General features: G+C 46.2%; 19 protein-coding genes, 2 tRNA genes, 3 rRNA genes and 1 riboswitch. Of the genes, 19 read left to right on the forward strand and 5 right to left on the reverse strand.

Annotated features, from left to right (window positions below):
• The 5 genes from ftsE (at position 1) to glpG (ending at position 4,232) form a co-directional block, all read left to right on the forward strand.
• Complete coding sequence (gene ftsE, locus M1D72_RS07870) at positions 1–675, forward strand: cell division ATP-binding protein FtsE (protein ID WP_390197168.1); 675 nt, start codon at positions 1–3, stop codon at positions 673–675.
• Positions 665–1,639 (forward strand): permease-like cell division protein FtsX, encoded by a 975-nt coding sequence (gene ftsX / locus M1D72_RS07875; RefSeq protein WP_456296556.1) that lies wholly within the window; start codon positions 665–667, stop codon positions 1,637–1,639. Before ftsE ends, ftsX begins: the two co-directional genes overlap by 11 nt.
• A gap of 168 nt (positions 1,640–1,807) precedes the next feature.
• Entirely contained in the window at positions 1,808–2,668 is an 861-nt protein-coding gene (gene rpoH, locus M1D72_RS07880; protein ID WP_390197175.1) for an RNA polymerase sigma factor RpoH, read from the forward strand.
• A gap of 398 nt (positions 2,669–3,066) precedes the next feature.
• Complete coding sequence (glpE, locus tag M1D72_RS07885) at positions 3,067–3,390, forward strand: thiosulfate sulfurtransferase GlpE (protein ID WP_456297369.1); 324 nt, start codon at positions 3,067–3,069, stop codon at positions 3,388–3,390.
• 8 nt (positions 3,391–3,398) lie between these two features.
• Positions 3,399–4,232 carry a rhomboid family intramembrane serine protease GlpG gene (glpG, locus tag M1D72_RS07890; protein WP_456296557.1) on the forward strand — a complete coding sequence of 278 codons (834 nt, stop codon included), beginning with the start codon at positions 3,399–3,401 and terminating at the stop codon, positions 4,230–4,232.
• Between the two features lie 47 nt (positions 4,233–4,279).
• Here the strand turns inward: glpG and M1D72_RS07895 are convergent, their stop codons facing one another.
• A complete protein-coding gene (locus M1D72_RS07895) occupies positions 4,280–4,687 on the reverse strand; it encodes a flagellar basal body-associated protein FliL (protein ID WP_390197181.1) in 408 nt (135 codons plus the stop codon).
• A 150-nt stretch (positions 4,688–4,837) separates the two neighbouring features.
• Between M1D72_RS07895 and M1D72_RS07900 the strand changes: the two genes are divergently transcribed.
• The gene (locus tag M1D72_RS07900) at positions 4,838–5,395 is read left to right on the forward strand and encodes a chorismate lyase (protein ID WP_390197184.1); all 558 of its coding nucleotides are present in this window, start codon (positions 4,838–4,840) and stop codon (positions 5,393–5,395) included.
• Positions 5,392–6,246, forward strand: a complete 855-nt coding sequence (gene ubiA / locus M1D72_RS07905; RefSeq protein WP_456296558.1) for a 4-hydroxybenzoate octaprenyltransferase — start codon at positions 5,392–5,394, stop codon at positions 6,244–6,246. Before M1D72_RS07900 ends, ubiA begins: the two co-directional genes overlap by 4 nt.
• A gap of 65 nt (positions 6,247–6,311) precedes the next feature.
• Here ubiA and plsB read toward each other — a convergent pair whose 3' ends face one another.
• Positions 6,312–8,762 (reverse strand): glycerol-3-phosphate 1-O-acyltransferase PlsB, encoded by a 2,451-nt coding sequence (gene plsB / locus M1D72_RS07910; protein ID WP_456296559.1) that lies wholly within the window; start codon positions 8,760–8,762, stop codon positions 6,312–6,314.
• A 383-nt stretch (positions 8,763–9,145) separates the two neighbouring features.
• On the opposite strand from plsB, the gene lexA reads away from it, so the two are divergent.
• The 3 genes from lexA (at position 9,146) to dinF (ending at position 12,050) form a co-directional block, all read left to right on the forward strand.
• On the forward strand, positions 9,146–9,766 hold the full coding sequence (lexA, locus tag M1D72_RS07915) for a transcriptional repressor LexA (RefSeq protein ID WP_390197192.1): 621 nt from the start codon (positions 9,146–9,148) through the stop codon (positions 9,764–9,766).
• Between the two features lie 92 nt (positions 9,767–9,858).
• Complete coding sequence (locus M1D72_RS07920; RefSeq protein ID WP_456296560.1) at positions 9,859–10,671, forward strand: class I SAM-dependent methyltransferase; 813 nt, start codon at positions 9,859–9,861, stop codon at positions 10,669–10,671.
• 44 nt (positions 10,672–10,715) lie between these two features.
• On the forward strand, positions 10,716–12,050 hold the full coding sequence (gene dinF / locus M1D72_RS07925; RefSeq protein WP_456296561.1) for an MATE family efflux transporter DinF: 1,335 nt from the start codon (positions 10,716–10,718) through the stop codon (positions 12,048–12,050).
• Between the two features lie 63 nt (positions 12,051–12,113).
• Here dinF and sthA read toward each other — a convergent pair whose 3' ends face one another.
• Positions 12,114–13,514 (reverse strand): Si-specific NAD(P)(+) transhydrogenase, encoded by a 1,401-nt coding sequence (gene sthA, locus M1D72_RS07930; protein WP_456296562.1) that lies wholly within the window; start codon positions 13,512–13,514, stop codon positions 12,114–12,116.
• A gap of 285 nt (positions 13,515–13,799) precedes the next feature.
• Between sthA and fabR the strand changes: the two genes are divergently transcribed.
• Both fabR and M1D72_RS07940 read left to right on the forward strand, forming a co-directional pair.
• Positions 13,800–14,441, forward strand: a complete 642-nt coding sequence (gene fabR, locus M1D72_RS07935; RefSeq protein WP_390197201.1) for an HTH-type transcriptional repressor FabR — start codon at positions 13,800–13,802, stop codon at positions 14,439–14,441.
• A complete protein-coding gene (locus M1D72_RS07940) occupies positions 14,441–14,815 on the forward strand; it encodes a YijD family membrane protein (RefSeq protein ID WP_390197204.1) in 375 nt (124 codons plus the stop codon). Before fabR ends, M1D72_RS07940 begins: the two co-directional genes overlap by 1 nt.
• A gap of 49 nt (positions 14,816–14,864) precedes the next feature.
• Here M1D72_RS07940 and trmA read toward each other — a convergent pair whose 3' ends face one another.
• Entirely contained in the window at positions 14,865–15,971 is a 1,107-nt protein-coding gene (trmA, locus tag M1D72_RS07945) for a tRNA (uridine(54)-C5)-methyltransferase TrmA (RefSeq protein WP_456296563.1), read from the reverse strand.
• A 149-nt stretch (positions 15,972–16,120) separates the two neighbouring features.
• Positions 16,121–16,321, forward strand: a riboswitch (cobalamin riboswitch).
• A 45-nt stretch (positions 16,322–16,366) separates the two neighbouring features.
• Between trmA and M1D72_RS07950 the strand changes: the two genes are divergently transcribed.
• Both M1D72_RS07950 and murI read left to right on the forward strand, forming a co-directional pair.
• A complete protein-coding gene (locus tag M1D72_RS07950) occupies positions 16,367–18,199 on the forward strand; it encodes a TonB-dependent receptor domain-containing protein (protein ID WP_456296564.1) in 1,833 nt (610 codons plus the stop codon).
• 130 nt (positions 18,200–18,329) lie between these two features.
• Positions 18,330–19,130, forward strand: coding sequence for a glutamate racemase (murI, locus tag M1D72_RS07955; RefSeq protein ID WP_456296565.1), 801 nt, complete (start codon positions 18,330–18,332; stop codon positions 19,128–19,130).
• On the opposite strand, the gene M1D72_RS07960 is transcribed toward murI, so the two are convergent.
• Positions 19,093–19,551 (reverse strand): RNA recognition motif domain-containing protein, encoded by a 459-nt coding sequence (locus tag M1D72_RS07960; protein WP_456296566.1) that lies wholly within the window; start codon positions 19,549–19,551, stop codon positions 19,093–19,095. The two genes, murI and M1D72_RS07960, sit on opposite strands and share 38 nt — an antisense overlap.
• A gap of 543 nt (positions 19,552–20,094) precedes the next feature.
• Here M1D72_RS07960 and M1D72_RS07965 point away from each other — a divergent pair.
• From M1D72_RS07965 to rrf, 5 genes are all read left to right on the forward strand, one after another.
• Positions 20,095–21,647 (forward strand): 16S ribosomal RNA (locus M1D72_RS07965).
• Between the two features lie 67 nt (positions 21,648–21,714).
• Positions 21,715–21,791 (forward strand) — tRNA-Ile (locus tag M1D72_RS07970).
• 39 nt (positions 21,792–21,830) lie between these two features.
• A tRNA-Ala gene (locus tag M1D72_RS07975) sits at positions 21,831–21,906 on the forward strand.
• Between the two features lie 361 nt (positions 21,907–22,267).
• Positions 22,268–25,158: ribosomal RNA gene (locus M1D72_RS07980) — 23S ribosomal RNA — on the forward strand.
• A gap of 123 nt (positions 25,159–25,281) precedes the next feature.
• Positions 25,282–25,398 (forward strand): 5S ribosomal RNA (gene rrf / locus M1D72_RS07985).
• Together the 16S, 23S and 5S rRNA genes with 2 tRNA genes alongside form the textbook arrangement of a ribosomal RNA operon.
• Positions 25,399–25,643: the final 245 nt, after the last annotated feature.

A 25,643-nucleotide genomic window follows, 5' to 3' on the forward strand; every position in this document is an offset into this window, starting at 1 on the left:
GTGATAAAGTTTCAGCAAGTCAGTAAAGCTTATCGAGGTGGACGTCAGGCTCTGCAGAAAGTCGATTTTCATCTTCGTCGTGGAGAAATGGCGTTTCTAGGCGGCCACTCAGGAGCCGGAAAAAGCACCTTACTCAAGCTTATTTGTGCGATTGAACGTCCTACTGACGGCAAAATCAGTTTCAATGATTACGATATTACTCGTATCCCAACCAAAGACATTCCATTTCTACGCCGCAATATTGGCATCGTTTTTCAAGATCATCGCTTATTGATGGATCGCACCGTGTATGAAAACGTCGCACTGCCTATGCGTATTGAGTCGATCTCAGAGAATGACATTAAGCGGCGGGTAAGTGCAGCACTCGATAAAACGGGGCTTCTGGACAAAGCACGCAGCTATCCAAGCCAGCTTTCTGGTGGTGAACAGCAGCGGGTGGGTATTGCACGGGCGGTAGTCAATCGACCAACGTTGCTATTGGCTGATGAGCCGACAGGTAATCTCGACCCCGATTTATCGAATTTGGTATTGAAACTATTTGAAGAGTTTAACCGCGCAGGCGTCAGCATTATTCTTGCGACGCATGATATTGAACTGGTTAACACTCGTCCTCAATATCGCCACCTGGAACTGAACCAAGGCTTTCTGAGCGAGGTGCAAGATTATGGCCGTTAATACCCGCACTAAAGCCAAGAAAGGCAAACAGACAGCAACCACACGAGTCAAAAAAACCGACGGTTTCTTTGCTATCCACTATAAGCAAGCTAAAGCCTCATTTGGCGAATTATGGCAACGACCTTTGGGCAACATATTGACTTTGGCGGTAATTTCAATGGCGCTTGCTTTGCCCGCTTGTTTGTATCTGATGGGCAAAAATGTGGCGGCGGTATCGAATGATGTCGCAACGCCTTCGCAAATTAGCGCGTATATCCAAGAGCGGACGCCCGAAGCGAAGATTATGGTGCTAAAAGATCAGCTTGAAGCCAGTGATGACGTCAAAACCGTCGAATATATTTCGTCGCAGCAAGGGCTCGCGGAACTGAGCGAATATTCTGGATTTGATCAAGCGATTTCACTACTTGATAACTACGCCTTACCTCCGGTACTGGTGGTGACACCACGAGTAGATGACCAAGCCGTGATGACCTCGATCGCCAGTCAACTGCGTAAAGATGAAAGTATTACCGATGTGCGGATGGATGAAGATTGGTTAACCCGTCTGGATGCGATTCGCACGCTGGTCAGCGCGATTGTCTCTATCTTATCGTTCTTGATGCTGTGTTCGGTATTCTTGATCGTCGGCAATACACTGCGTTTTAACGTGCTGGCTGATAAAGAAGCGATTCAGACCATGAAGCTGATTGGAGCGACGGATACCTATATTTTGCGCCCCTATCTGTATTCAGGAATGTGGTTTGGGTTATTAGGTGCATTGGCGGCTTGGATACTAACGGCCATTATTACCGTATTACTCAATTACAGTGTGGCGACATTAGCAGAGTTGTACGACAGTCAATTCCGTTTGATTGGTCTTGGCTGGGATGAAACTTTGTTGTTACTGATGCTGGGGACCTTTATTGGTTGCTTGGCGGCGAAGGTTTCAGCGAAACGCCATTTAAAAGAAATTGAACCTGTTTAATGGCTCAAGGTCATACTATTGAAAATCACTACCACAACCGTATACTTTGATAGGTTGTATTGAGGGATGAGTTATGGATAATAGCCGCCCTTGCTTGAAACTTGTTCATTTTAGGTTCAAGATGGATCAGTTAAAAAGTACTCCATATCAGATTTGATGAGGAATTGAATGACTAACCAAGCTTATCCAATGGCCGTAGTCACCAAAGATAGCCTTGATGGCTATATTCGTTCAGTCAACAGCTATTCTATGCTGTCGGCGGATGAAGAACGTGAACTGGCGGAGAGACTCTACTACGATGGCGAAATCGAGGCAGCGAAAGGTTTGATTCTATCGCACCTACGCTTTGTTGTGCATGTCGCTCGAGGTTATTCTGGTTATGGTCTGCCGATGGCCGATTTAATTCAAGAAGGCAACATTGGTCTAATGAAAGCCGTCAAACGCTTCAACCCTGAAGTCGGGGTGCGTTTGGTGTCGTTTGCTGTGCATTGGATCAAAGCAGAAATCCATGAGTACGTGCTTCGTAACTGGCGCATTGTCAAAATTGCGACCACAAAAGCGCAGCGCAAGCTGTTCTTTAATTTGCGCAAGTCTAAAAAGCGTTTAGGTTGGTTTAACAACGGTGAGATCGAAACGGTTGCTCGCGAACTGGGGGTTGAGCCTTCAGAAGTGCGTGAAATGGAATCTCGACTCGCGGCGCAAGATGCAGCATTTGATATGTCCAATAGTGATGACGAAGATTCAAGTAGCTCGTATTCAGCCCCGATGCTGTATTTACAAGATAAAGCCTCTGATGTGGCGGAAAACCTTGAAGCTGAAAACTGGGAAGCTCACACCAATAATCGCCTTAACTTAGCGTTAGCCAGTTTGGATGATCGCAGCCAGCATATTGTGCGTTCACGCTGGTTGGATGATCAAAAATCCACGTTACAGGATTTGGCGGAAACTTACGGTGTGTCGGCTGAACGTATTCGCCAGCTAGAGAAAAACGCCATGAAGAAATTGAAATCCGCAGTCGGCGACATCTAACGAGTTTTAACTTAGACAGCCACGTTGCTAAAAACCGAGATCAAATGATCTCGGTTTTTTTATATCTGAGCATAATGGCTGATCAAATTTACTTAAGCAGCCTGTGTATAAGTCTGTGATAAATTTCTTTGTCAACTGTAAGAAAGCAGGGTGAATAAAGGGCTGAAGCCACGTATTTTCATGGGGATAGTTTTTCTTTTACCCACATAAAAATCAGGATCAACACTACATATAGTGGATCATTTAAAATTAAACCACTTTATCAACGTAATCCACAGCTTTATCCACAAATGAATAAAAAATAGTCTGTGGTGGATAACCCTACACTTGGTCTCTACATGTGCACCTTGGGATAGGTTACAATGAGTTATTCAAAAAAAGAGATAAGAGAAAGTAAAATGGACCAGTTTAAACATATCGATGTCGCCGGTGCTCAGGCGTTGTTAGAACAAGGGGAAGCGTGTTTAGTTGATATTCGCGACCCGCAATCTTTTACCGTGGCTCACGCTGCCTCCGCATTCCATTTGACGAACGATACCATGGTAACGTTTATGGATGATGTCGAGTTTGAGCAGCCTATTTTAGTAATGTGTTATCACGGAATTAGCAGCCAAGGGGCTGCCCAATATCTGGTTAACCAAGGCTTTGAGCAGGTGTATAGTGTTGATGGTGGGTTTGAAGCTTGGCAACGTGCCAATCTGCCTATCGAAGCTAACCAGTAGAGACCATTATGATTAGACTGATCGCTCTCAATAACCCTCGAATGGGGCAAGCTTTTATTGATTACATGGCCTCGCGCCAGATTGACATTCAGATGCTGGCTGAAGGAAGCGGTGAGTTTTCATTATGGTTAAAAGAGGCAGAGCATCAGGTTGAGGTCGAAGCTGAACTTCGCCAATTTCTTAATGACCCGACTCACCCTCGCTATCAAGAAGTATCATGGAGCATGGCGGAATCGCGTAAAGCGAAGTTCAGCTATGGTTCACCGAGCATGCTGGGGATGGTCAAATCCAAAGCGGGTCCGTTTACGCTGTTGATTATGCTCATGTGTGCTGCGATTTTTGGGGCTAGCCTGATTGGCGGCGGCAACGTCATTTTCGACCTATTGCATTTCCCTGCATTTGAATGGCAAAAATGGCAACTATGGCGCTGGGTGACTCATGCCCTGCTGCACTTTTCTGCCCTACACATTATCTTCAACTTACTGTGGTGGTGGCAATTTGGCGGGGATGTCGAGAAGAAGTTGGGTTCGCTTAGCCTTATAAAAGTCTTTCTGGTTTCTTCCGCCTTATCTGGGGCTGGGCAGTATTGGGTCGAAGGTGCTAACTTTGGCGGATTGTCTGGGGTAGTCTACGGTTTGGTCGGGTACGTTTGGATGCTTGGTGTCCGGGCTCCTAATGTTGGTTTAGTGATGCCTAGAACATTGATTGGCTTTATGCTGGTGTGGTTAGTTCTTGGTTTTGTACAACCATACATGGCGATCGCGAATACTGCTCATTTAGTGGGGCTGATCGCGGGTGTGGTGCTAGGGCTGGTTGATGCCGAACGTTGGCGAAATGCTTAGAGGAAATCAGGAGAGTAGGGAGAGCAAACTCCCCACTCTGAGAGCGATTACTGATATAAGTACTTGGTAAACAGTAAATCGGCAATAATGGTTCGACCCACTTCAGGCAACAAAATATTGTTGAGGTGTTCAACAAGGTTTTTCCTGAGGTCTTCACGTCCAGCAAGCGATTTTATCGTGTCTTCACTCTGCTTACCGAGTAACTCGACGATGGCATCACGGATTAAAGGTTGATGCTGCTCGATAAGAGCAAGATCTGCCTCGCGTGCGACCATAATGTCAATCCGTACCTGAATATAACCGAGCTGTTTGCCTTTGGTGTAGAAATTGGTGGTTAAATCAGGTTCAAGGGTAAAGTAAGCCAGTTTATCTTGCCCTTCTTCTGACGCTATCGAAGGGAACGCGATACAGGTACTGACGATGATCATTATTTGGGCTAGGTAGCGTTTCAGCATATTTCTGTCTTTTCTTTCTTCTATTCGCGATATTCGAATTACTCGAGTCTTGTTACAATAGCGCACTAGATAAGCATCCTAATGCACCAACCATTGGTGTAGTGCTAAAACCAAACTGCGACACTTTAGCTTAAGTGATAAAGCCACTAATTGAATAATAGTATGAATCAATCAATAACTCATTATCTTCAAGCCTTACGAACTATTGATTGGCAATTACCTGATAAGTTTAACTTTCCTTCATCAATTGCTCAGGAATGGATGTTGGAAAATGGCTCTTTATCACGATTATTAGCCAAACAGTGCCAGCACTTGTCGGTCAAGTTGCTGCAAAACCAATTCATTCCTAAGTCTCAACTGCTTGAACACGAGCGCGATTTGCTCAGTGAAGAAGCGTGTTTATTAAGAAATGTTGTGTTGCAAGGCGATGACCAAACCTGGGTGTTAGGTCGTACATTAATTCCTCAATCTTCACTTGTGGAACAAGGCGTTGATTTAACGCAGCAAGGTGAGACCCCTCTCGGCTTAACCGTGTTTAAAGCCGATAATGTTAGACGCGATGCGTTGCAAGTGGGATGGGGCGAAACATCCCATGGTCGCTTACTTGCCCGTCGTTCACGTTTATGGATGAACCACAAACCTATGCTGGTGGCAGAGCTTTTCCTGCCTGAGGCGCCAATTTATACCAAGGAGAACCCATCACAATGATAGCGGAAAAAGCAAAAGCGTATTGGCAGTTAACCCGAATGAACCGACCGATCGGGACTCTTTTGTTACTTTGGCCGACGTTGTGGGCGTTAATTTTGGCAGCTCAGGGAATGCCAGATATCAAAGTATTGCTGGTGTTTGTTGCTGGTGTTGTGCTGATGCGAGCCGCCGGATGTGTGATTAACGATTTTGCTGATCGCAAAGTGGATGGTTTTGTCAAAAGAACCAATCAGCGCCCTTTACCTGCTGGGCTTGTCACCAGTAAAGAAGCCTTCAGTTTATTTCTGGTGTTAGGCATTGTGTCATTTTTGTTGGTATTAACCATGAACTCGCTGACAATCAAGCTCTCCTTTGCTGGGATTGTTTTGGCATTTATCTATCCGTTTATGAAGCGGTATACTCATTTGCCTCAACTTTTCTTAGGGCTCGCTTTTAGTTGGTCGATCCCTATGGCGTGGGCTGCGCAAGCGAATGAAGTGCCTGCGGTGGTCTGGTTTGTGTTCATTATTAATGCAATCTGGACCATTGCTTATGATACGCAATATGCCATGGTTGATCGCGATGATGATTTAAAGATCGGGATCAAGTCGACAGCGATCCTATTTGGCCGCTATGACAAAATGATCATTGGTGCCTTACAGTTGATCACCTTATTGATGCTGATGGCACTAGGTTACTTTTATCAACTCGGTGCTAGCTACTATTGGTGTTTATTGATTGCAGGTGCGCTGTTTGTCTTTCAACAGCATCTCATTCGTCATCGTGAACGCAATCTGTGTTTTCAAGCTTTTCTCAATAACAACTATGTTGGCATGGCGATAGCGGGTGGGCTACTTTTGGCTTTCTGGTAAATTGGCCATCGTAAATGAAAAAGGCGTCCTAATGGACGCCTTTTTTGTATTGTGGCTTCTCTCGACTACACTTGGTCGACATCTTGTTCATTGCTGTTGGCGCGGCAAATACTTTCTTGAATCGTCAGACGAATTTGTGAGTCAAGCAAGCTATAGAGCAGCTCAGCAAAGTGACGGCTTTTCTCTTGATCGACTTGGCCATCGCTATCGAGATAGCCTTGCTGTTTCAATGTGGTAAACATTGATGAGAAAACACCTTTATCAAAGAACTCTGGCGCATTGATACCATGCAAGCGTCCTAGACGCTGGGCGATATCTTGGCTTACTTTTTCTAAGTCAGCTTTTCCTACTTCGGCACTTGAAGCCAGCAGGTTGAGAGTAATCGCATAGCGCTGCAATGTCTCTGAGATGGTGCGGCCAAGCAGCATCAACACTTGAGTATTTGATTGGTTAATTGAAACGTGCTCAGCATCAATGGCAATAATGCCTTGCAACGCCAACTCTTCAAGGTACGCTTCAACCGTTTCATTGAGTTGAGTTTCATCGAGTCCTAAAAATAGCTCTTGTTTGAAGAATGGGAACAACTTCGCCACACATTGTTGAATATTTTCCAGCGTTGTCGATTGCTCGCGAATGAGGATCTGGGCAATAAGCGATGGGATCGCAAACAGATGAATAATGTTATTGCGATAATAGGTCATCAAAATCGACTGATTGCGATCAAGCGAAATAATGTCACCCATCACGTCAGATTCCACCACGAATTTATCCAAGGAAATCGCGTGATCGACCAGTTCTTGGGCACTTTGATCCGGCACCGTATAGGTCGAGGAATAAGGGACGTTGCGCAATAGCGATAAGTAGCTATCAATCTGTCTAATTAAGCTATCACGAGACAAAGCACGTTGACGTGATGCCAATAGTGCCGTTGCACATAGAGTTAACGCATTGGCTGCCGCTGCATCGTTAATGTGCGTCATCATTTTATTTGCTAGCCCATTGACGACTGGTGTTAACCATTGCGGTTTGCTTGCCCCCATTGGGTCGATATCTTGCGTCCATTGAGGCGCATGCTCGTTAAGGTAATGATTGAGTGGAATTGGCTCGCCAAAGTTCACATAACCTAAACCAAAGTTGCGCAGTTTACGTATCGTGCGCAGGACTAGGCCTGCGTTCTCTTTCTCTTTACGTTTGCCCCGTAATTCCTTGGCGTAGGTGCTGACTTCCATAACATGTTCATAGCCAATGTACACCGGTACCAATGTTACAGGGCGGTTCAAGCCACGCAACATTGCTTGGATGGTCATGGCTAACATGCCCGTTTTGGCATTCAGTAGACGCCCGGTTCGTGAACGACCGCCTTCACTGAAGTATTCGACGGAATACCCTTTAGCAAATAGCTCAGCGAGGTATTCACGAAAGATGGTTGAGTACAGCTTATTGCCTTTGAAGCTACGACGAATAAAGAACGCCCCACCGCGGCGGAAAATCGGCCCTGCCGGGAAGAAGTTCAAGTTAATGCCTGCGGCAATATGCGGCGGCACCATGCCTTCATGATACAGAACATAAGAAAGCAGCAAGTAATCCATATGGCTACGATGACAAGGTACATAGACGATTTCGTGACCGTCCTGAGCCAGTTTACGAACTGCTGTGGCATTGTTGATGTGCAAGCCGTGATAGATACGGTTCCACAGCCAGCCTAGTATACGGTCACCTTTTTTCACCAGTGAGTAAGAAAAATCAGCGGCGATTTCATCCATGATGTCATGCGCTTCTTTCGTTACTTTACTGATATCGACATTGCGCGCTTTGGCTTCATCGGCAATCACCTTTTCAATCGCTTTGGATTTAATCAGGCGATTAAACAGCGCTTGGCGGCTTGGCAAATTTGGCCCTGATGCCGCAAGTTTTTGACGTGAAAAGTGGATACGTGCAACACGCGCCAGTTTGTGAGCGATGGCGTGGTCGGTGCCGTGAGAATCTGCCATGTAGCGTAAAGAGACCACCGAGCTCAAGCGAACTAAACAATCACGCCCAGAAAACAACACTGCTTTGGCCTTTTGTGGGCCGTTGAGCGGTTTGAGATACGGTTTTTGTTCAGACTCTTTACCTGGTTTACGCCCCCACAATACCGTGGCTGGCATCATTTGGATGTCGAGCTCAGGGTCAAACTTATGCAGTTCGAGCAGCTCGGAAAATTGATGAATGGACTCCACGGGAACATCGTTATCATTACCAACGACGGTTGGACGAGAGGATGTAAACACGTAGCGTGGATATTGTTTACCGTTGATTTCCAATGGCGTAAGCGGATCGGGTAGCCCCAGCTTGATCACCTGTTGCTGTAAGGCTAGAAGATCGACGTTAGAACGGAAAGGCATGGCGTAAACAATCGGTTTACTGACATCGATTTGATGATCTTCAATTGGATTCGATGGAATGGTGGTGCCCTTCACTAACAGCGAAACAGGTTGTTTCAATAGCGAGCGAGAAAATGCGTGTCCTGAAGACATAAAGCTTTTTAGCCTCAAAATTTGGTTAAGATGCTTGAGTGAGTGGGGGAGAGTGTTCAGCTCCCAAAGACAAAGTCTCAAGCCGACATTTTAAGCGAGCAAGAATACCAGAAACAGGTCCAACCTTTTACCTCTTATTTGTGGAGGAAGTCAGCAAATTTGTACCATTTCACGACAAGCGACGCTAAGTTACTGAATTCTCTCTAAGCTTATCTATGTCAAAATTGAACCTTTGAGTGGTAACGGCTTTGGTTCCAAGGGTGAGCTGAGTATTCGGCGTTACGCTTTAAACTTATAACATGCCAAAAAACAACCAATTGGCGTTGCAATTCCCGAATTACTGGATATACTCACAGTTGACTGTATAAAAAGACAGGTAAGCTATGAAGCCTTTAACGCCCCGCCAGCAACAAGTGTTCGACCTGATCAAAAGTAAAATTGATGAAACCGGTATGCCACCCACTCGTGCAGAAATCGCGAGAGAGCTTGGTTTCCGTTCCGCGAATGCAGCGGAAGAGCATCTTAAAGCGCTGGCTAGAAAACAAGTAATTGAGATTATTCCCGGCGCATCACGCGGCATTCGTGTACTGCTTGATAGCGCAGCCAACGAAGAGTCCGGTCTGCCTTTGATTGGTCAAGTTGCAGCCGGTGAGCCGATTTTGGCTCAAGAACATGTCGAGACGCACTATCAGGTGGATCCCGCGATGTTCAAGCCACAAGCTGATTTTCTTCTCCGCGTACAAGGTGAGAGTATGAAAGACATCGGTATTATGGATGGTGACTTACTGGCTGTGCATAAAACCCAAGATGTACGTGATGGCCAAGTTGTGGTTGCCCGGGTGGATGATGACGTAACGGTAAAACGTTTAGAGCGCAAAGGGGCAATGATTTTATTGCACGCTGAAAACGAAGAATTTGCGCCGATTAAAGTCGACCTGACCAGCCAGCACATGGAAATTGAAGGGTTGGCAGTTGGCATCATTCGCAACACGGATTGGATGTAAGTCAAAAAAGTTGTTGATACTAATTCTCAATAACTTGTCAGTTTAAACGATAACCATTATCATCTTACCATGTTCGATGGAGGAAGATGATAATGGTCACTTCTCAGAGTTCTCACTCTCACCGTTACCAAATCCCAGCCAATTTACTCAAGCCGATGTGGCTACGTAGCCGCGAAAGCATGGTCGACAATGGTCTGATTTATGATCCGATTGCTGCTAGCGCTTGTCAGCGTTGTCAGCTTGCTCCTGAGTGTTTGTCTGGCGATGTCGATCAATCGCAATTACTTCACATGACATTAACGCGCTTGTGCGATGAAAAGATCACGGAATTTATCCATCGTCACCCTGATGCTTGGGTGATTAACGTCGGTGCTGGACTCGACACCCGTTTTTATCGTGTCGATAATGGACGTTGCCATTGGATAGAGTTAGACGTCACTGAGAATTTATTGTGGCGCCAAAAACTGTTTCATCGCAGTGAGCGTTACAAACATATGTCGGGAAGTGTGGAAGAGCTTGAGTGGATGACGTCAGTCACGGTACCTGATAATACCCCGCTACTTATTGTTTGCGAGTATGCATTGCTTGATTGCTGTGCGCCTCAAGTTGCACAATTTGTACAGGCATTAGGTCGTCATTTTGAAAATGCGTGTGCTTGTTTAGTGGTCGCGGGAGACTTAACCGTATCGCGCTGGGGGCAAAAGTTAGGCTCTGAATCTTATGCTCATGGCTTCAGTCAACCTTCTGAAGCCTTGGTGAATTACTTGCCTTGGGTACGTTGGAGTCAAACTTTCTCACCATTAGAACGTCAGTGCCAGCGTTGGAAGTTTTGGCAACGTTGCCTTAAGCGTTTTCCCTACCTAAAACATCGTTTAACCCCAGTTTTGGTTCAGCTTCGCTGGTGATCACGGTACACTCTCGGGTTGTTTTTCTCCGCAAGAGTGTGTCCGTGCAAATCTTTAAAATCCTGTCCGATCGTGCGATGCACAAAAGTGTGCTGCTGCTGGCCATTCCTATGGTGCTGTCCAATATTACCGTTCCGCTATTGGGCTTGGTGGATGCGGCGGTCATTGGTCATTTGGAGCATGCCTATTACTTAGGTGGTGTTGCTTTAGGGAGCACCATGCTGAGTGTGACTTTTTGGTTACTTGGTTTTCTTCGAATGTCGACCACCGGATTAACCGCACAAGCTTATGGGGCAAAAAATCCTCATCAACTTGCTCTAATATTGGTTCAGGGGCTGACGATGGCATTGGCGTTCGCTGCTCTATTTTTGCTGCTCAAACCTTGGTTATCTGACTGGGTCTTTTCTTGGAGTGATGCCAGCCAAGACGTAAAGTTTTACAGTCAGCAATATTTTGCTATTCGTGCCTGGAGTGCTCCGGCGGCGCTGAGTAATTTTGTCCTGCTAGGGTGGTTACTGGGCACTCAAAATAGCCGTGCGCCGATGTGGATGGTCATTATCTCCAACGTTACCAACATCGTTTTAGATGTATGGTTTGTCATTGGATTAGATTGGAAAGTACAAGGCGCCGCACTCGCATCGGTGATTTCCGACTACACCGCCATGAGTTTTGCCTTGTGGTGTGTGTACCGAACTTGGCAAAGTCAGTCGCTGGTGAAGTGGACTGAATTACTGGCTCAAGTCGGCTCAGGTATTGGCCGCTTTATTAAACTCAACCGCGATATTTTCTTACGCTCATTGTGCTTACAAGCCGCCTTCAGTTTTATGACGTTTCAAGGGGCGAGCTTTGGTGATCAAGTCGTTGCCGCTAATGCGGTGCTTATGAGCTTTTTAATGATCATTTCCTACGGGATGGATGGTTTTGCTTATGCAATGGAAGCGCTGGTGGGTAAGGCGGTTGGTGCCAAAGTTCGCACTGAGCTAACTGCATCGATGGTGGGGACGAGCTTTTGGGGTATCGTGATCTGTTTGCTACTAACCCTAGTATTTGGCGTGTGGGGAACTCAATTGATTGCGATGATTACTGATATCCCAGCGGTTCAACAGCAAGCGAACGTTTATCTTCCTTGGTTAATTGCGATGCCGCTTATTTCGATGTGGTGTTTTTTGCTTGATGGTGTATTTATTGGGGCCACGAAGGGAAGCGAGATGCGTAATGGTATGGTGGTCGCGACCAGCAGCTTTTTTCTAGTATTTTGGCTGTTCTCGGCATGGGGTAATCATGCTTTGTGGGCGGCAATGTTGACCTTTATGGCGATGCGCGGAGTAAGTTTAGCGTGGATCTTCGGACGTCAGTGGCGGCAGCAGACGTTTTTGTAACTTCTCGAATAGGCAAATGAAAAGCCGCTCATATGAGCGGCTTTTTGATGAACGTTGCCTGTATTAAAATAATCGGTTCAAGCCATTTAATGCTGCGACACGGTAGGCTTCCGCCATGGTGGGGTAATTGAAGGTGGTATTCACGAAGTACTCGATGGTATTGGCAGTACCTTTCTGCTCCATAATGGCTTGGCCAATGTGAATAATTTCTGCCGCGCGTTCACCAAAACAATGGATACCTAAAATCTCTTTGGTTTCTCGGTGAAAGAGGATTTTTAAGCTGCCGACATCTTTGCCGGCAATTTGCGCTCTTGCGAGATGTTTAAATGATGATCGACCTACTTCATAAGGCACTTTGGCCGCGGTCAGCTCTTGCTCTGTTTTTCCGACCGAGCTGATTTCAGGAATGGTATAAATGCCCGTTGGAATATCTTCAATCAAGTAACCTTGTGCTTCGCCTTGAGTAATTGCCTGAGCGACAAAGCGCCCTTGGTCATAAGCCGCGCTGGCAAGGCTTGGATAGCCAATTACATCGCCGATCGCATAAATATGGTCGACTTCGGTTTGATAGTTGGTGTTGACTTTGACTTGTCCGCGCGAGTCAGAAGCTAATCCCACCGCTTCTAAATTGAGCTTATCGGTATTACCGGTGCGTCCATTGGCGTAGAGCAAGCAATCGGCTTTCATTTTCTTACCCGATTGCAAATGCACAATCACGCCATCATCGGTACCTTCGACTTTTTCGTAAGTTTCATCATTACGAATCACCACTCCGTTGTTCCAGAAGTGATAGGAAAGCGCGTCTGAGACTTCGTTGTCAAGGAAAGACAACAAACGATCACGGGTGTTGATCAGATCCGTTTTGACACCTAAGCCACGGAAGATAGAGGCATACTCACAGCCAATCACACCCGCACCATAAATAATAATGTGTCGAGGGTCATGTTTTAGATTGAGGATAGAGTCACTGTCGTAGATACGGTCATGAGCGAAATCGACATCCGCAGGGTGATAGGGGCGTGAGCCTGTCGCGATAACAAACTTATCCGCTGTATAGTGCTCAATGGTGTTATCCGCTTTCGTGACCGAAACGGTATTGTTGTCTGTAAATTGTGCGGTGCCGAAAATCAAGCTGCAGTGGTTGCGATCATAAAAACCTTGGCGAAGCCGAGTCTGTTTGTCGATAACCGACTTAGCATGACCTAAAATATCAGAAAAGGTGGCATGAACATTGGGTTGATTACGGCTAAACAGTGGGTTGCTATTAAATTCAATGATGCGGCTGACTGCATGGCGCAGGGATTTGGAGGGGATAGTCCCCCAGTGGGTACAACCACCACCGATACTGCTTTCTTTTTCGATCACCGCAACATTGAGCCCGGCCTTGGTTAATCCCATTGCGGCCCCTTCACCGCCAGGACCACTACCGATAACGATGACATCAAAGTGGTTGGTCTGCGCCATAATCTAATCCTTGTTATATGCTGTAACATTGCTTTAGCGAGATTTTAACTCATATGTTGTAGTGGTAAATGAATTGCATAGCAGAGAGTGGGGGGGATCACGGAGTTTGTAGCGAAGTTGAAAAATTGCGACGATTATTATTGACCGCGCGTCGGGAAGATTGAAAAAGTGCGCAAACTCGATTTAATTGAGAGTCGGATTAGATGCTGACGGTTTTACGCTTATGTCTGGCAAGGAATCGCGGTATATTAGCAATAAATCCAAAGACAACAATGAATAAACTCCATGGGAATCCGTGCTCAACAGAAAGAAAAAACTCGCCGTTCGCTGATTGATGCCGCTTTTAGCCAGCTGAGTGCTGATCGAAGCTTTTCAAATTTAAGCCTACGCGAAGTCGCTCGAGAAGCGGGGATCGCCCCAACGTCGTTTTATCGTCATTTTAAAGATATGGATGAGCTAGGCTTAACCATGGTTGATGAAGGCGGTTTGTTGCTGCGTCAACTCATGCGTCAAGCTCGGCAACGTATCGTTAAAGAAGGCAGTGTAATTCGAACTTCAGTGGAAACGTTTATGGAGTTTATTGAAAGCAGCCCCAACGTCTTTCGTCTGTTACTACGTGAACGCTCAGGCACATCAGCGGACTTCCGTGCTGCTGTCGCGCGTGAAATTCAACATTTTGTTGCAGAATTAAGTGAATATTTGATCACGACAGGGGTCACACGAGAAGAAGCATATGCTCAGGCGGAAGCTTCAGTGACCTTGGTTTTCAGTTCTGGAGCCGAAGTATTGGATTTAGAGAGTTGTGAACGAGATGCGTTAGCAGAAAGGTTGATTATTCAATTGCGAATGGTGGCCAAAGGGGCACATTGGTACCGAAAGGAACGTGAACGTCATCAAACTCGAATAATAAAAGGTGGATTAGATTAATGTCGAATGAAAATATTCAAATCGAGCAGGGGTCAGAGAAAAAGACGCTATTGCTGGCTTTGATTGCAGGGATGTGTGGCGATGCACTATTGTCATGGTTAACAATGAGTGAAGTTTCGTTTTCCATTTTTCCAGTTATTGCTCTCGTGCTTTCTGTACAAGCGCTGTATCAAGAGTATCTGCGCCATCCGGTGTCTGAAGATATCCCTCTGGTGGGATTGGCGTGTTTCTTTGTCGGGGCATTTGGGCACTCGGCGTTTCTTAAAGCGCAATATCCCGAAGCCGGGTCGAACTTCTTCTCCATTGTCATCGCATTATTATTGCTGCTATGGATTGGCCATCGAATGGGTTACATCGGCCGTAAAGAAGAGTAAAAAGCAAAAACGAGCCATTTGGCTCGTTTTTTATCACTATCGCGTAAGATTATTTACGCTCTAGCATCACACCCGCTTCCATGTGGTGGGTATAGGGAAATTGGTCAAAGAGCGCAAATCGTGTCACGCGGTGAGTTTCACAGAGTACATCCAAGTTTTCTTTTAATGTATCTGGATTACAAGAGATATATAGGATGCGCTCATAGCCCTGCACCATTTTACAAGTATCGATGTCCATACCAGCCCGAGGGGGATCGACAAAAATGGTGTTGCAGTTATAGCTACTGAGATCAATACCAGCTTGTTTCAGACGGCGAAATTCACGTTTGCCTTCCATCGCTTCGGTAAACTCTTCTGCCGACATTCGAATGATCTGAACATTCTCGATGTTATTCGCAGCAATATTATATTGTGCAGAGTCAACAGAGGGTTTGGCTAACTCAGTCGCGAGAACGCGCTCAAAGTTTTGTGCCAAAGCCAAAGAGAAGTTACCGTTTCCGCAGTAAAGCTCTAATAGGTCACCTTGGCTATCCTGAGTACAATCGACCGCCCAAGCTAACATTTTCTCCGCGACTTTACCGTTTGGTTGAGTAAAGCTATTTTCCACTTGCTGATACACATAGCTCTCTCCATTAACATCAAGCTTCTCGACCACAAAATCACGATCCAACACGATTTTCATTTTACGTGCTCGGCCAATAAGGTTGAGATTAAAACCTTCATCATTCAATCTTTGTTTGAGAGCTTTCGCCTCTTCAATCCAAGCTTCGTCGAGTTGGCGGTGATAAAGCAGTGACACCAACATTTCACCGCTAAGCGTAGACAGAAAATCAACCTGAAACAGTTTACGACGTAGTGTGTCGTTCTCTTTCATTGCATCAATCAACAGCGGCATCAAATCGTTAATCAAACGGCTAGCTGCAGGGAATTGATCAACACGATATTTTTCTCGCGTTTGCTGATTGAACATGATGTAAAACAAGTCATCACCTTCGTGCCAGACACGAAACTCTGCTCGCATGCGGTAATGCTGCTCTGGTGACTCATACACTTCCAGCTCTGGAACATCGAATGGCGCGAACATGTCGCTTAGGCGTTCGGTTTTTTCAGCCAGTTGCTGAGCGTAGTGCTGAGGGTTTACATCGAGAGAAGCCATGGTTTTACCTGTTGGTGCATTTAAACAAAGAGCGCAGATTTTATTCAATCCAAATCTGATGTCCAGTATTGTCGGTCAATTGTTGGTTTTCTGAGTAATTGTTGAATAGCTTAGTTGATTATGAACTAGACATTGGTTCCATTGCTGACTAATATCAGCGCCAAGCTGGTGCCATTTTAGATGTATAGATGGCTGAAAAGGGAATCTGGTGAAATTCCAGAACTGACGCGCAGCGGTAAAAGAGAACGAACATCCATATGACACTGCATCAAAGTATGTGGGAAGTCGGATTAGTAGGCGGCTTGGCCAAGCTCTTGAGTCCGAAGACCTGCCAGCCACTAAGCCACCATAAGCATGGCTTGGTCGGACTTACTACGCGAATCTAGGACAACATAATGAACAAAACATTTATAGCGGTCGCAGTGGCATCGCTGGTGTCGTATGCCCCAACATCTCTTGCCCAGTCTGCAGATGACACCATTTTGGTAACCGCTAATCGCATCGAGCAGACACAATCTTCGGTATTGGCATCAGCGAGTATTATTACTCGCCAAGATATCGAAGCAATGCAGGCTGATAGCGCAATTGAAGTATTGCGTACACTGCCTGGAGTAGAAATCAATTCTCTTGGTGGTAAAGGCCAAGAAACTTCCATTTATTTACGTGGTACCGCAACCCAACACACTCTTGTGTTGATTGATGGCGTTAAAGTCAACTCTGCGACTTCTGGCGGCGCTTCTATCGGTTTGATTCCCGCATTTGCTATTGAGAAAATTGAAGTAATCCGTGGTCCTCGAGCTGCGATTTACGGCTCCGATGCGCTTGGTGGTGTGATCAGTATTACGACGGCCGGAAACGGCCAACCATTACATAAAGCCACAGTCGGATACGGCGAAGATGATCATAAGCTTTTAGGTTGGCACTCTTCTGGTCAGCTCAATGAACAGACCTACGGTTCGTTTATTGCTGCTAAGGAGCAAAGTGATGGTTACCGTGTCTATCAAGGCGCGCCAAGTACGGATACTCATGGTTTTGATACCACAAGCTTCTTCGGTAGTGTCAACCATGACATAAATGCGCAGTGGAGTGTGAATGCCAGTGCTTATAAGCAAGAGTCCGATAATGAATATGCCGGGCAATATGGTGGGCCAAAGCAAGAAAGTAATAATGACTTTTATACGTTAAATGGTGGATTAAACTTTCAAGCCGAAATTTATAGCAGTAAGCTGACCCTATCAACAATGCGCAGTGAAGCATGGGATGGTGATGCTGACGGAGCTTCTGGAAAAACTGCACTATTTACACGGCGAAATAACGTAACCTGGCTGAATACTCTGTCTCCAAACGATTGGCTTGCGGTGAATCTTGGTTTGGATTACACCAAAGAGGAAGCAAACCGTGGCGGCACCAATTCCACGGACTACGAAGATACGGATAAGAACAACAAAGCGGCCTTTTTGACCTCTTTGATTGGCGTGAATGATTTTACCGCCGAAGCCAGTTTACGACATGATGATGATAGTTCATTTGGTGATCATACAACTTGGAACTTAGGATTAGGGTATCAACTGCTTGAGGGTCTTCAAGTGGTCGCAAATTCTGGCTCAGGTTTCAAAGCTCCGACATTCAACGATTTATATTGGCCAGGACAAGGTAACCCAGACTTAAAGCCAGAAGAATCGGTATCCAATGAAATTAGTTTGCGTGGTTATTCAAGTTGGATTGATTGGGAAGTGTCGGCATATAAAACAGAGATCGATAATCTTATCGACTGGGCACCCGTTGGTGCGGGTGGTACTTGGATTCCATCTAATGTCGATAAGGCTGAAATCAAAGGGCTTGAAGTGGCAGCAGCTTTTGACACGGGACCTGTTGAGCATAAAGTTTCGGTAGGATGGAAAGATCCTATCAACAAGGAAACCGGGGCTCAATTGGAAAGAAGGGGTAAACGTAATCTTAGTTGGGTTATGAATTACCAAGTCGCTCAATTTGACCTATCTATGGTGGCGAACTACGTGGGAGACAGAACCGATAAGAATGCGGATAAACTTGAGTCTTATACCACGGTAGACTTAGCGACTCGTTATCACTTCACTGAACACTTTAGCCTTGGTGCAAAGCTGAGTAACGCATTTAATGAGTCACACTACACAGGGCTCGGATCAAGTGGTAATTACTATTTAGCACAGGGACGTAACTTATTCGCTAACGCTGAATATAAGTTCTAAACATAAGCCGCCAATAGGCGGCTTTTTTATAAAATAAGTTTTGAGATTGACGTAAAGATAAATGTCTACTGATTGATAAATAGACTTTAGGGAGTATGATCATTGTGTTTTCATTCCTCGGAATATAAAAGTGACAGAGCAAGTTTATAAAACCGTACTTATTTTCGATTCAGGTGTCGGGGGGTTATCCGTTTATCAAGAAATACAATCGTTGTTACCTCAACTAAATTATATTTATATATTTGATAATCAAGCGTATCCCTATGGAGAGCTGGAGCAAAATACATTAATTAAACGTGTCGAAGCATGTATTACAACGTGTATAGAAAATAACCCGGTCGATATTGTTGTTATCGCTTGTAATACTGCGAGTACCATCGTACTACCTAGTTTACGCGCGGGGTTAGATATTCCGGTTGTCGGAGTGGTCCCAGCCATCAAACCGGCTTCTTCTCTGGCAAACAAAGCGATAGGCTTGATTGCGACGCCTGCCACAGTCACTCGTGAATACACTCATGAGCTGGTTCGTAACTTCTCTCCCAATAAAAATGTTGAAATGCTGGGTTTGACGCGTCTTGTCGATATGGCAGAAGAAAAGCTGCGAGGTAAGCCTGTTGATATTCAGGAGCTGACTCAGCTCCTCACTCCGCTTATCGGGATCATCGATGTCGCGGTATTGGGATGCACTCACTTTCCGCTCATCAAATCCGAAATTGCTCAAGTGTTGGGCTCAGAAGTCATATTAGTCGACTCTGGAAAAGCAATAGCACGAAGAGTGCAACAATTATTGCAGTTGGAGACAGGTGAGGAAAGGGGAGTGAAACATAAAATTTTAAGTAGTGCACTTCCTTGGCAAGAAAGTGCACTGAATGAAAGGGTTGGCAAAATGGGCTTTAGTCCAGTTCAGAATCTGGTGATTCCCCTGACTTAGGCTCATTCGCAATTCGTACTTTTAAAGTCCTTTGCATATATTCATTGTCATTTAAAGCATCGATTGCACCTTGGGCATCAGCCGAAGCCATCACGACAAAACCGAAACCACGGCGTTTACCAGTACGTTTGTCTTTCATTAAACGAACGGCAAAAACTTCTCCGTGCTGAGCAAAAAGCTCTTTCACATGAGATTCATTCGCTTTATAAGGTAAATTTCCAACATAGAGGGTTTTTGTAGAAGGTGTTGGTTGGTTACCTTTCACGGGTGAATTTTCAATTAGCTTTATTAATACTGCGGTGATAAGGACACCCACAACATAAGCGACAGCTGGTGGAACTTGTGTTGCTACCTGTGAAAATATAATTCCGCCTATAACCACTAAGGCGATAATCAATAAGGTCGTTTTATTTGAACTCATATCTGAATACAACTAGTTAAGTAATAGAGAATATCCGTTGTCTTTTTAACATAATAGACACAGCGATATTACGTATATGCTTCTTGTTTTTCCAACAGATTGATGTGACGAGTCTCAAATGTTGAAATTTTATTCTATTTTCGTGCTCTTGGTTTGATTTTAATCGATCGAAATTAAATTTTTCAAAAAGGCTTGCTCTTTATATTTGGATCCCTATAATTCCGCCTCACCGCTTGGGAAGAGACACAAATTTTTGCAGAAAACTCACGGTGTTTCGAAAAGTTAAAAATAAACCTTGACTCAATCGAAAGTAAGCGTATTATACGCATCCCCGATAACGAGCAATGCTCAAAAGTCGGAAGCTCTTTAACAATATAAACCTATCAATCTGTGTGGGCACTCGTTGATGATAATCAAAGATGATTCTAAAGAATCAACTGAGGTTTCAATGAACTGAGTGACCAATCAAGACTTCGGTCTTGGCACAGTCAATTCAACATTACTATGTAATGTAATCAGTATTCATTGAGCCACAAAAACTTTAAATTGAAGAGTTTGATCATGGCTCAGATTGAACGCTGGCGGCAGGCCTAACACATGCAAGTCGAGCGGAAACGAGTTAACTGACCCTTCGGGTGACGTTAACGGCGTCGAGCGGCGGACGGGTGAGTAATGCCTGGGAAATTGCCCTGATGTGGGGGATAACCATTGGAAACGATGGCTAATACCGCATGATAGCTTCGGCTCAAAGAGGGGGACCTTCGGGCCTCTCGCGTCAGGATATGCCCAGGTGGGATTAGCTAGTTGGTGAGGTAAGGGCTCACCAAGGCAACGATCCCTAGCTGGTCTGAGAGGATGATCAGCCACACTGGGACTGAGACACGGCCCAGACTCCTACGGGAGGCAGCAGTGGGGAATATTGCACAATGGGCGCAAGCCTGATGCAGCCATGCCGCGTGTGTGAAGAAGGCCTTCGGGTTGTAAAGCACTTTCAGCAGTGAGGAAGGCAATGTATTTAATAGATGCATTGTTTGACGTTAGCTGCAGAAGAAGCACCGGCTAACTCCGTGCCAGCAGCCGCGGTAATACGGAGGGTGCGAGCGTTAATCGGAATTACTGGGCGTAAAGCGCATGCAGGTGGTTTGTTAAGTCAGATGTGAAAGCCCGGGGCTCAACCTCGGAATAGCATTTGAAACTGGCAGGCTAGAGTACTGTAGAGGGGGGTAGAATTTCAGGTGTAGCGGTGAAATGCGTAGAGATCTGAAGGAATACCAGTGGCGAAGGCGGCCCCCTGGACAGATACTGACACTCAGATGCGAAAGCGTGGGGAGCAAACAGGATTAGATACCCTGGTAGTCCACGCCGTAAACGATGTCTACTTGGAGGTTGTTCCCTTGAGGAGTGGCTTTCGGAGCTAACGCGTTAAGTAGACCGCCTGGGGAGTACGGTCGCAAGATTAAAACTCAAATGAATTGACGGGGGCCCGCACAAGCGGTGGAGCATGTGGTTTAATTCGATGCAACGCGAAGAACCTTACCTACTCTTGACATCCAGAGAACTTGGCAGAGATGCCTTGGTGCCTTCGGGAGCTCTGAGACAGGTGCTGCATGGCTGTCGTCAGCTCGTGTTGTGAAATGTTGGGTTAAGTCCCGCAACGAGCGCAACCCTTATCCTTGTTTGCCAGCGAGTCATGTCGGGAACTCCAGGGAGACTGCCGGTGATAAACCGGAGGAAGGTGGGGACGACGTCAAGTCATCATGGCCCTTACGAGTAGGGCTACACACGTGCTACAATGGCGCATACAGAGGGCGGCCAACTTGCGAGAGTGAGCGAATCCCAAAAAGTGCGTCGTAGTCCGGATTGGAGTCTGCAACTCGACTCCATGAAGTCGGAATCGCTAGTAATCGTGGATCAGAATGCCACGGTGAATACGTTCCCGGGCCTTGTACACACCGCCCGTCACACCATGGGAGTGGGCTGCAAAAGAAGTAGGTAGTTTAACCTTCGGGGGAACGCTTACCACTTTGTGGTTCATGACTGGGGTGAAGTCGTAACAAGGTAGCGCTAGGGGAACCTGGCGCTGGATCACCTCCTTAATACGAAGATTATTGCGATGAGTGTTCACACAGATTGATACGGTTTAAACGTTAAGAGTTTAATGTTGGGTCTGTAGCTCAGCTGGTTAGAGCGCTCGCCTGATAAGCGGGAGGTCGGTGGTTCAAGTCCACTCAGACCCACCAATTCTTTGCCGATAAGGGTTGGCTTCAACATTAAGTTTTGGGGCTATAGCTCAGCTGGGAGAGCGCCTGCCTTGCACGCAGGAGGTCTGCGGTTCGATCCCGCATAGCTCCACCATTCTCTTAACGAGAAAAGCATCATCAAAATGTTCGTTGTTGGAATATTTGAATGATGTTTTTTAACATCTGCTCTTTAACAATTTGGAAAGCTGACGAATAACAACAATCCCCTTATCTTTTGATAAGCGTTGTTATTCAAATAAAAGTTCTCAAATCCTATTCTCTATGAGAGTAGGTACCAAAATACACATTCAAGTGTTCTTGGGAACAACATTACGTTGTTCATATTTGAGTCCGGCAAAATCGAAATGTCTCTCGCTCATTCAAATAATGAGAGACACAAACCTTGGTTGCTTATTTGTCTTCACTTTAAAAAGTGAAATCAAATGAGCCATACGTAAGACCCTTTGGGGTTGTATGGTTAAGTGACTAAGCGTACACGGTGGATGCCTTGGCAGTCAGAGGCGATGAAGGACGTACTAACTTGCGATAAGCGTAGATGAGGCAGTAAGAGCCACTTGAGTCTACGATTTCCGAATGGGGAAACCCAAGTGCATAAGCACTTATCTTGCAGTGAATACATAGCTGTAAGAGGCGAACTCGGGGAACTGAAACATCTAAGTACCCGAAGGAAAAGAAATCAACCGAGATTCCGACAGTAGCGGCGAGCGAAATCGGATTAGCCCTTAAGCTTTTAATGATGCAGGTGAACAAGCTGGAAAGCTTGGCAATAAAGGGTGATAGCCCCGTAGCCGCTCCATCATTTTAAGTGAAAACGAGTAAGGCGGGACACGTGATATCCTGTTTGAAGATGGGGGGACCATCCTCCAAGGCTAAATACTCCTGACTGACCGATAGTGAACCAGTACCGTGAGGGAAAGGCGAAAAGAACCCCTGTGAGGGGAGTGAAATAGAACCTGAAACCGTGTACGTACAAGCAGTAGGAGCACCTTCGTGGTGTGACTGCGTACCTTTTGTATAATGGGTCAGCGACTTATATTCAGTGGCAAGGTTAACCGTATAGGGGAGCCGTAGGGAAACCGAGTCTTAACTGGGCGATTTAGTCTCTGGATATAGACCCGAAACCGAGTGATCTAGCCATGGGCAGGTTGAAGATTGAGTAACATCAATTGGAGGACCGAACCGACTAATGTTGAAAAATTAGCGGATGACTTGTGGCTAGGGGTGAAAGGCCAATCAAACTCGGAGATAGCTGGTTCTCCCCGAAAGCTATTTAGGTAGCGCCTCGGACGAATACTACTGGGGGTAGAGCACTGTTAAGGCTAGGGGGTCATCCCGACTTACCAACCCTTTGCAAACTCCGAATACCAGTAAGTACTATCCGGGAGACACACGGCGGGTGCTAACGTCCGTCGTGGAGAGGGAAACAACCCAGACCGCCAGCTAAGGTCCCAAATTATTGCTAAGTGGGAAACGATGTGGGAAGGCTTAGACAGCTAGGATGTTGGCTTAGAAGCAGCCATCATTTAAAGAAAGCGTAATAGCTCACTAGTCGAGTCGGCCTGCGCGGAAGATGTAACGGGGCTAAGCAATAAACCGAAGCTGCGGCAATGCGATTTATCGTATTGGGTAGGGGAGCGTTCTGTAAGCGGTTGAAGGTGTGTGGTAACGCATGCTGGACGTATCAGAAGTGCGAATGCTGACATGAGTAACGATAAAGGGGGTGAAAAACCTCCTCGCCGGAAGACCAAGGGTTCCTGTCCAACGTTAATCGGGGCAGGGTAAGTCGACCCCTAAGGCGAGGCCGAAAGGCGTAGTCGATGGGAAACGGGTTAATATTCCCGTACTTCTTACAATTGCGATGGGGGGACGGAGAAGGCTAGGTGGGCCTGGCGACGGTTGTCCAGGTTCAAGTGCGTAGACTTAAGAGTTAGGTAAATCCGGCTCTTTCTAAGGTCGAGACACGATGTCGAGCCACTACGGTGGTGAAGTCATTGATGCCATGCTTCCAGGAAAAGCCTCTAAGCTTCAGATTGTAAGGAATCGTACCCCAAACCGACACAGGTGGTCGGGTAGAGAATACCAAGGCGCTTGAGAGAACTCGGGTGAAGGAACTAGGCAAAATGGTACCGTAACTTCGGGAGAAGGTACGCTTCTGACGGTGAAGTCTCTTGCGGATGGAGCTATCGGAAGTCGCAGATACCAGGTGGCTGCAACTGTTTATTAAAAACACAGCACTGTGCAAAATCGTAAGATGACGTATACGGTGTGACGCCTGCCCGGTGCCGGAAGGTTAATTGATGGGGTTAGACTTCGGTCGACGCTCTTGATCGAAGCCCCGGTAAACGGCGGCCGTAACTATAACGGTCCTAAGGTAGCGAAATTCCTTGTCGGGTAAGTTCCGACCTGCACGAATGGCGTAATGATGGCCACGCTGTCTCCACCCGAGACTCAGTGAAATTGAAATCGCTGTGAAGATGCAGTGTACCCGCGGCTAGACGGAAAGACCCCGTGAACCTTTACTACAGCTTGGCACTGAACATTGAGCCTACATGTGTAGGATAGGTGGGAGGCTTTGAAGTAATCACGCCAGTGGTTATGGAGCCATCCTTGAAATACCACCCTTGTATGTTTGATGTTCTAACTTGGTCCCCTAATCGGGGATGAGGACAGTGCCTGGTGGGTAGTTTGACTGGGGCGGTCTCCTCCCAAAGAGTAACGGAGGAGCACGAAGGTGGGCTAATCACGGTTGGACATCGTGAGGTTAGTGCAATGGCATAAGCCCGCTTGACTGCGAGAATGACAATTCGAGCAGGTGCGAAAGCAGGTCATAGTGATCCGGTGGTTCTGAATGGAAGGGCCATCGCTCAACGGATAAAAGGTACTCCGGGGATAACAGGCTGATACCGCCCAAGAGTTCATATCGACGGCGGTGTTTGGCACCTCGATGTCGGCTCATCACATCCTGGGGCTGAAGTCGGTCCCAAGGGTATGGCTGTTCGCCATTTAAAGTGGTACGCGAGCTGGGTTTAGAACGTCGTGAGACAGTTCGGTCCCTATCTGCCGTGGGCGTTGGAGAATTGAAAGGGGCTGCTCCTAGTACGAGAGGACCGGAGTGGACGAACCTCTGGTGTTCGGGTTGTGTCGCCAGACGCATTGCCCGGTAGCTAAGTTCGGAATTGATAACCGCTGAAAGCATCTAAGCGGGAAGCAAGCCTTGAGATGAGTTCTCCCTGGCGCTTTAAGCGTCCTAAAGGGTTGTCGTAGACTACGACGTTGATAGGCAGGGTGTGTAAGCGTTGTGAGGCGTTGAGCTAACCTGTACTAATTGCCCGTGAGGCTTAACCATACAACACCCAAGGGGTTTTGTGGGCTCAAAGCAAGAACAGAATTGAATGTGTAAGAAACAGAACGAAAAACAGCTTTCCAGATTATTAAACTTGCTTGAATAAGCGGGTTTAAAAAGAATTTGCTTGGCGACCATAGCGATTTGGACCCACCTGATTTCCATGCCGAACTCAGAAGTGAAACGAATTAGCGCCGATGGTAGTGTGGGGCTTCCCCATGTGAGAGTAGGACATCGCCAGGCTCCTATTTATTTTCACTTTTTTAAAAAAGTGAAGACAAAAGGTTCGACTTTGTCTACTTGTTAGGCAAGTCACCATAAAACTTTCGAAAGCGTAGAGTTTTATGTTGACTTAGAAAGTCAGTCGCGTATTATACGCGTCCTGCCTAAGTGCTAAGGCACTGAAAGCAAAGCTCTTTAACAATATAAACCTATCAATCTGTGTGGGCACTCGTTGATGATAATCAAAGATGATTCTAAAGAATCAA

This window comes from Vibrio sp. AK197, assembly GCF_053903115.1.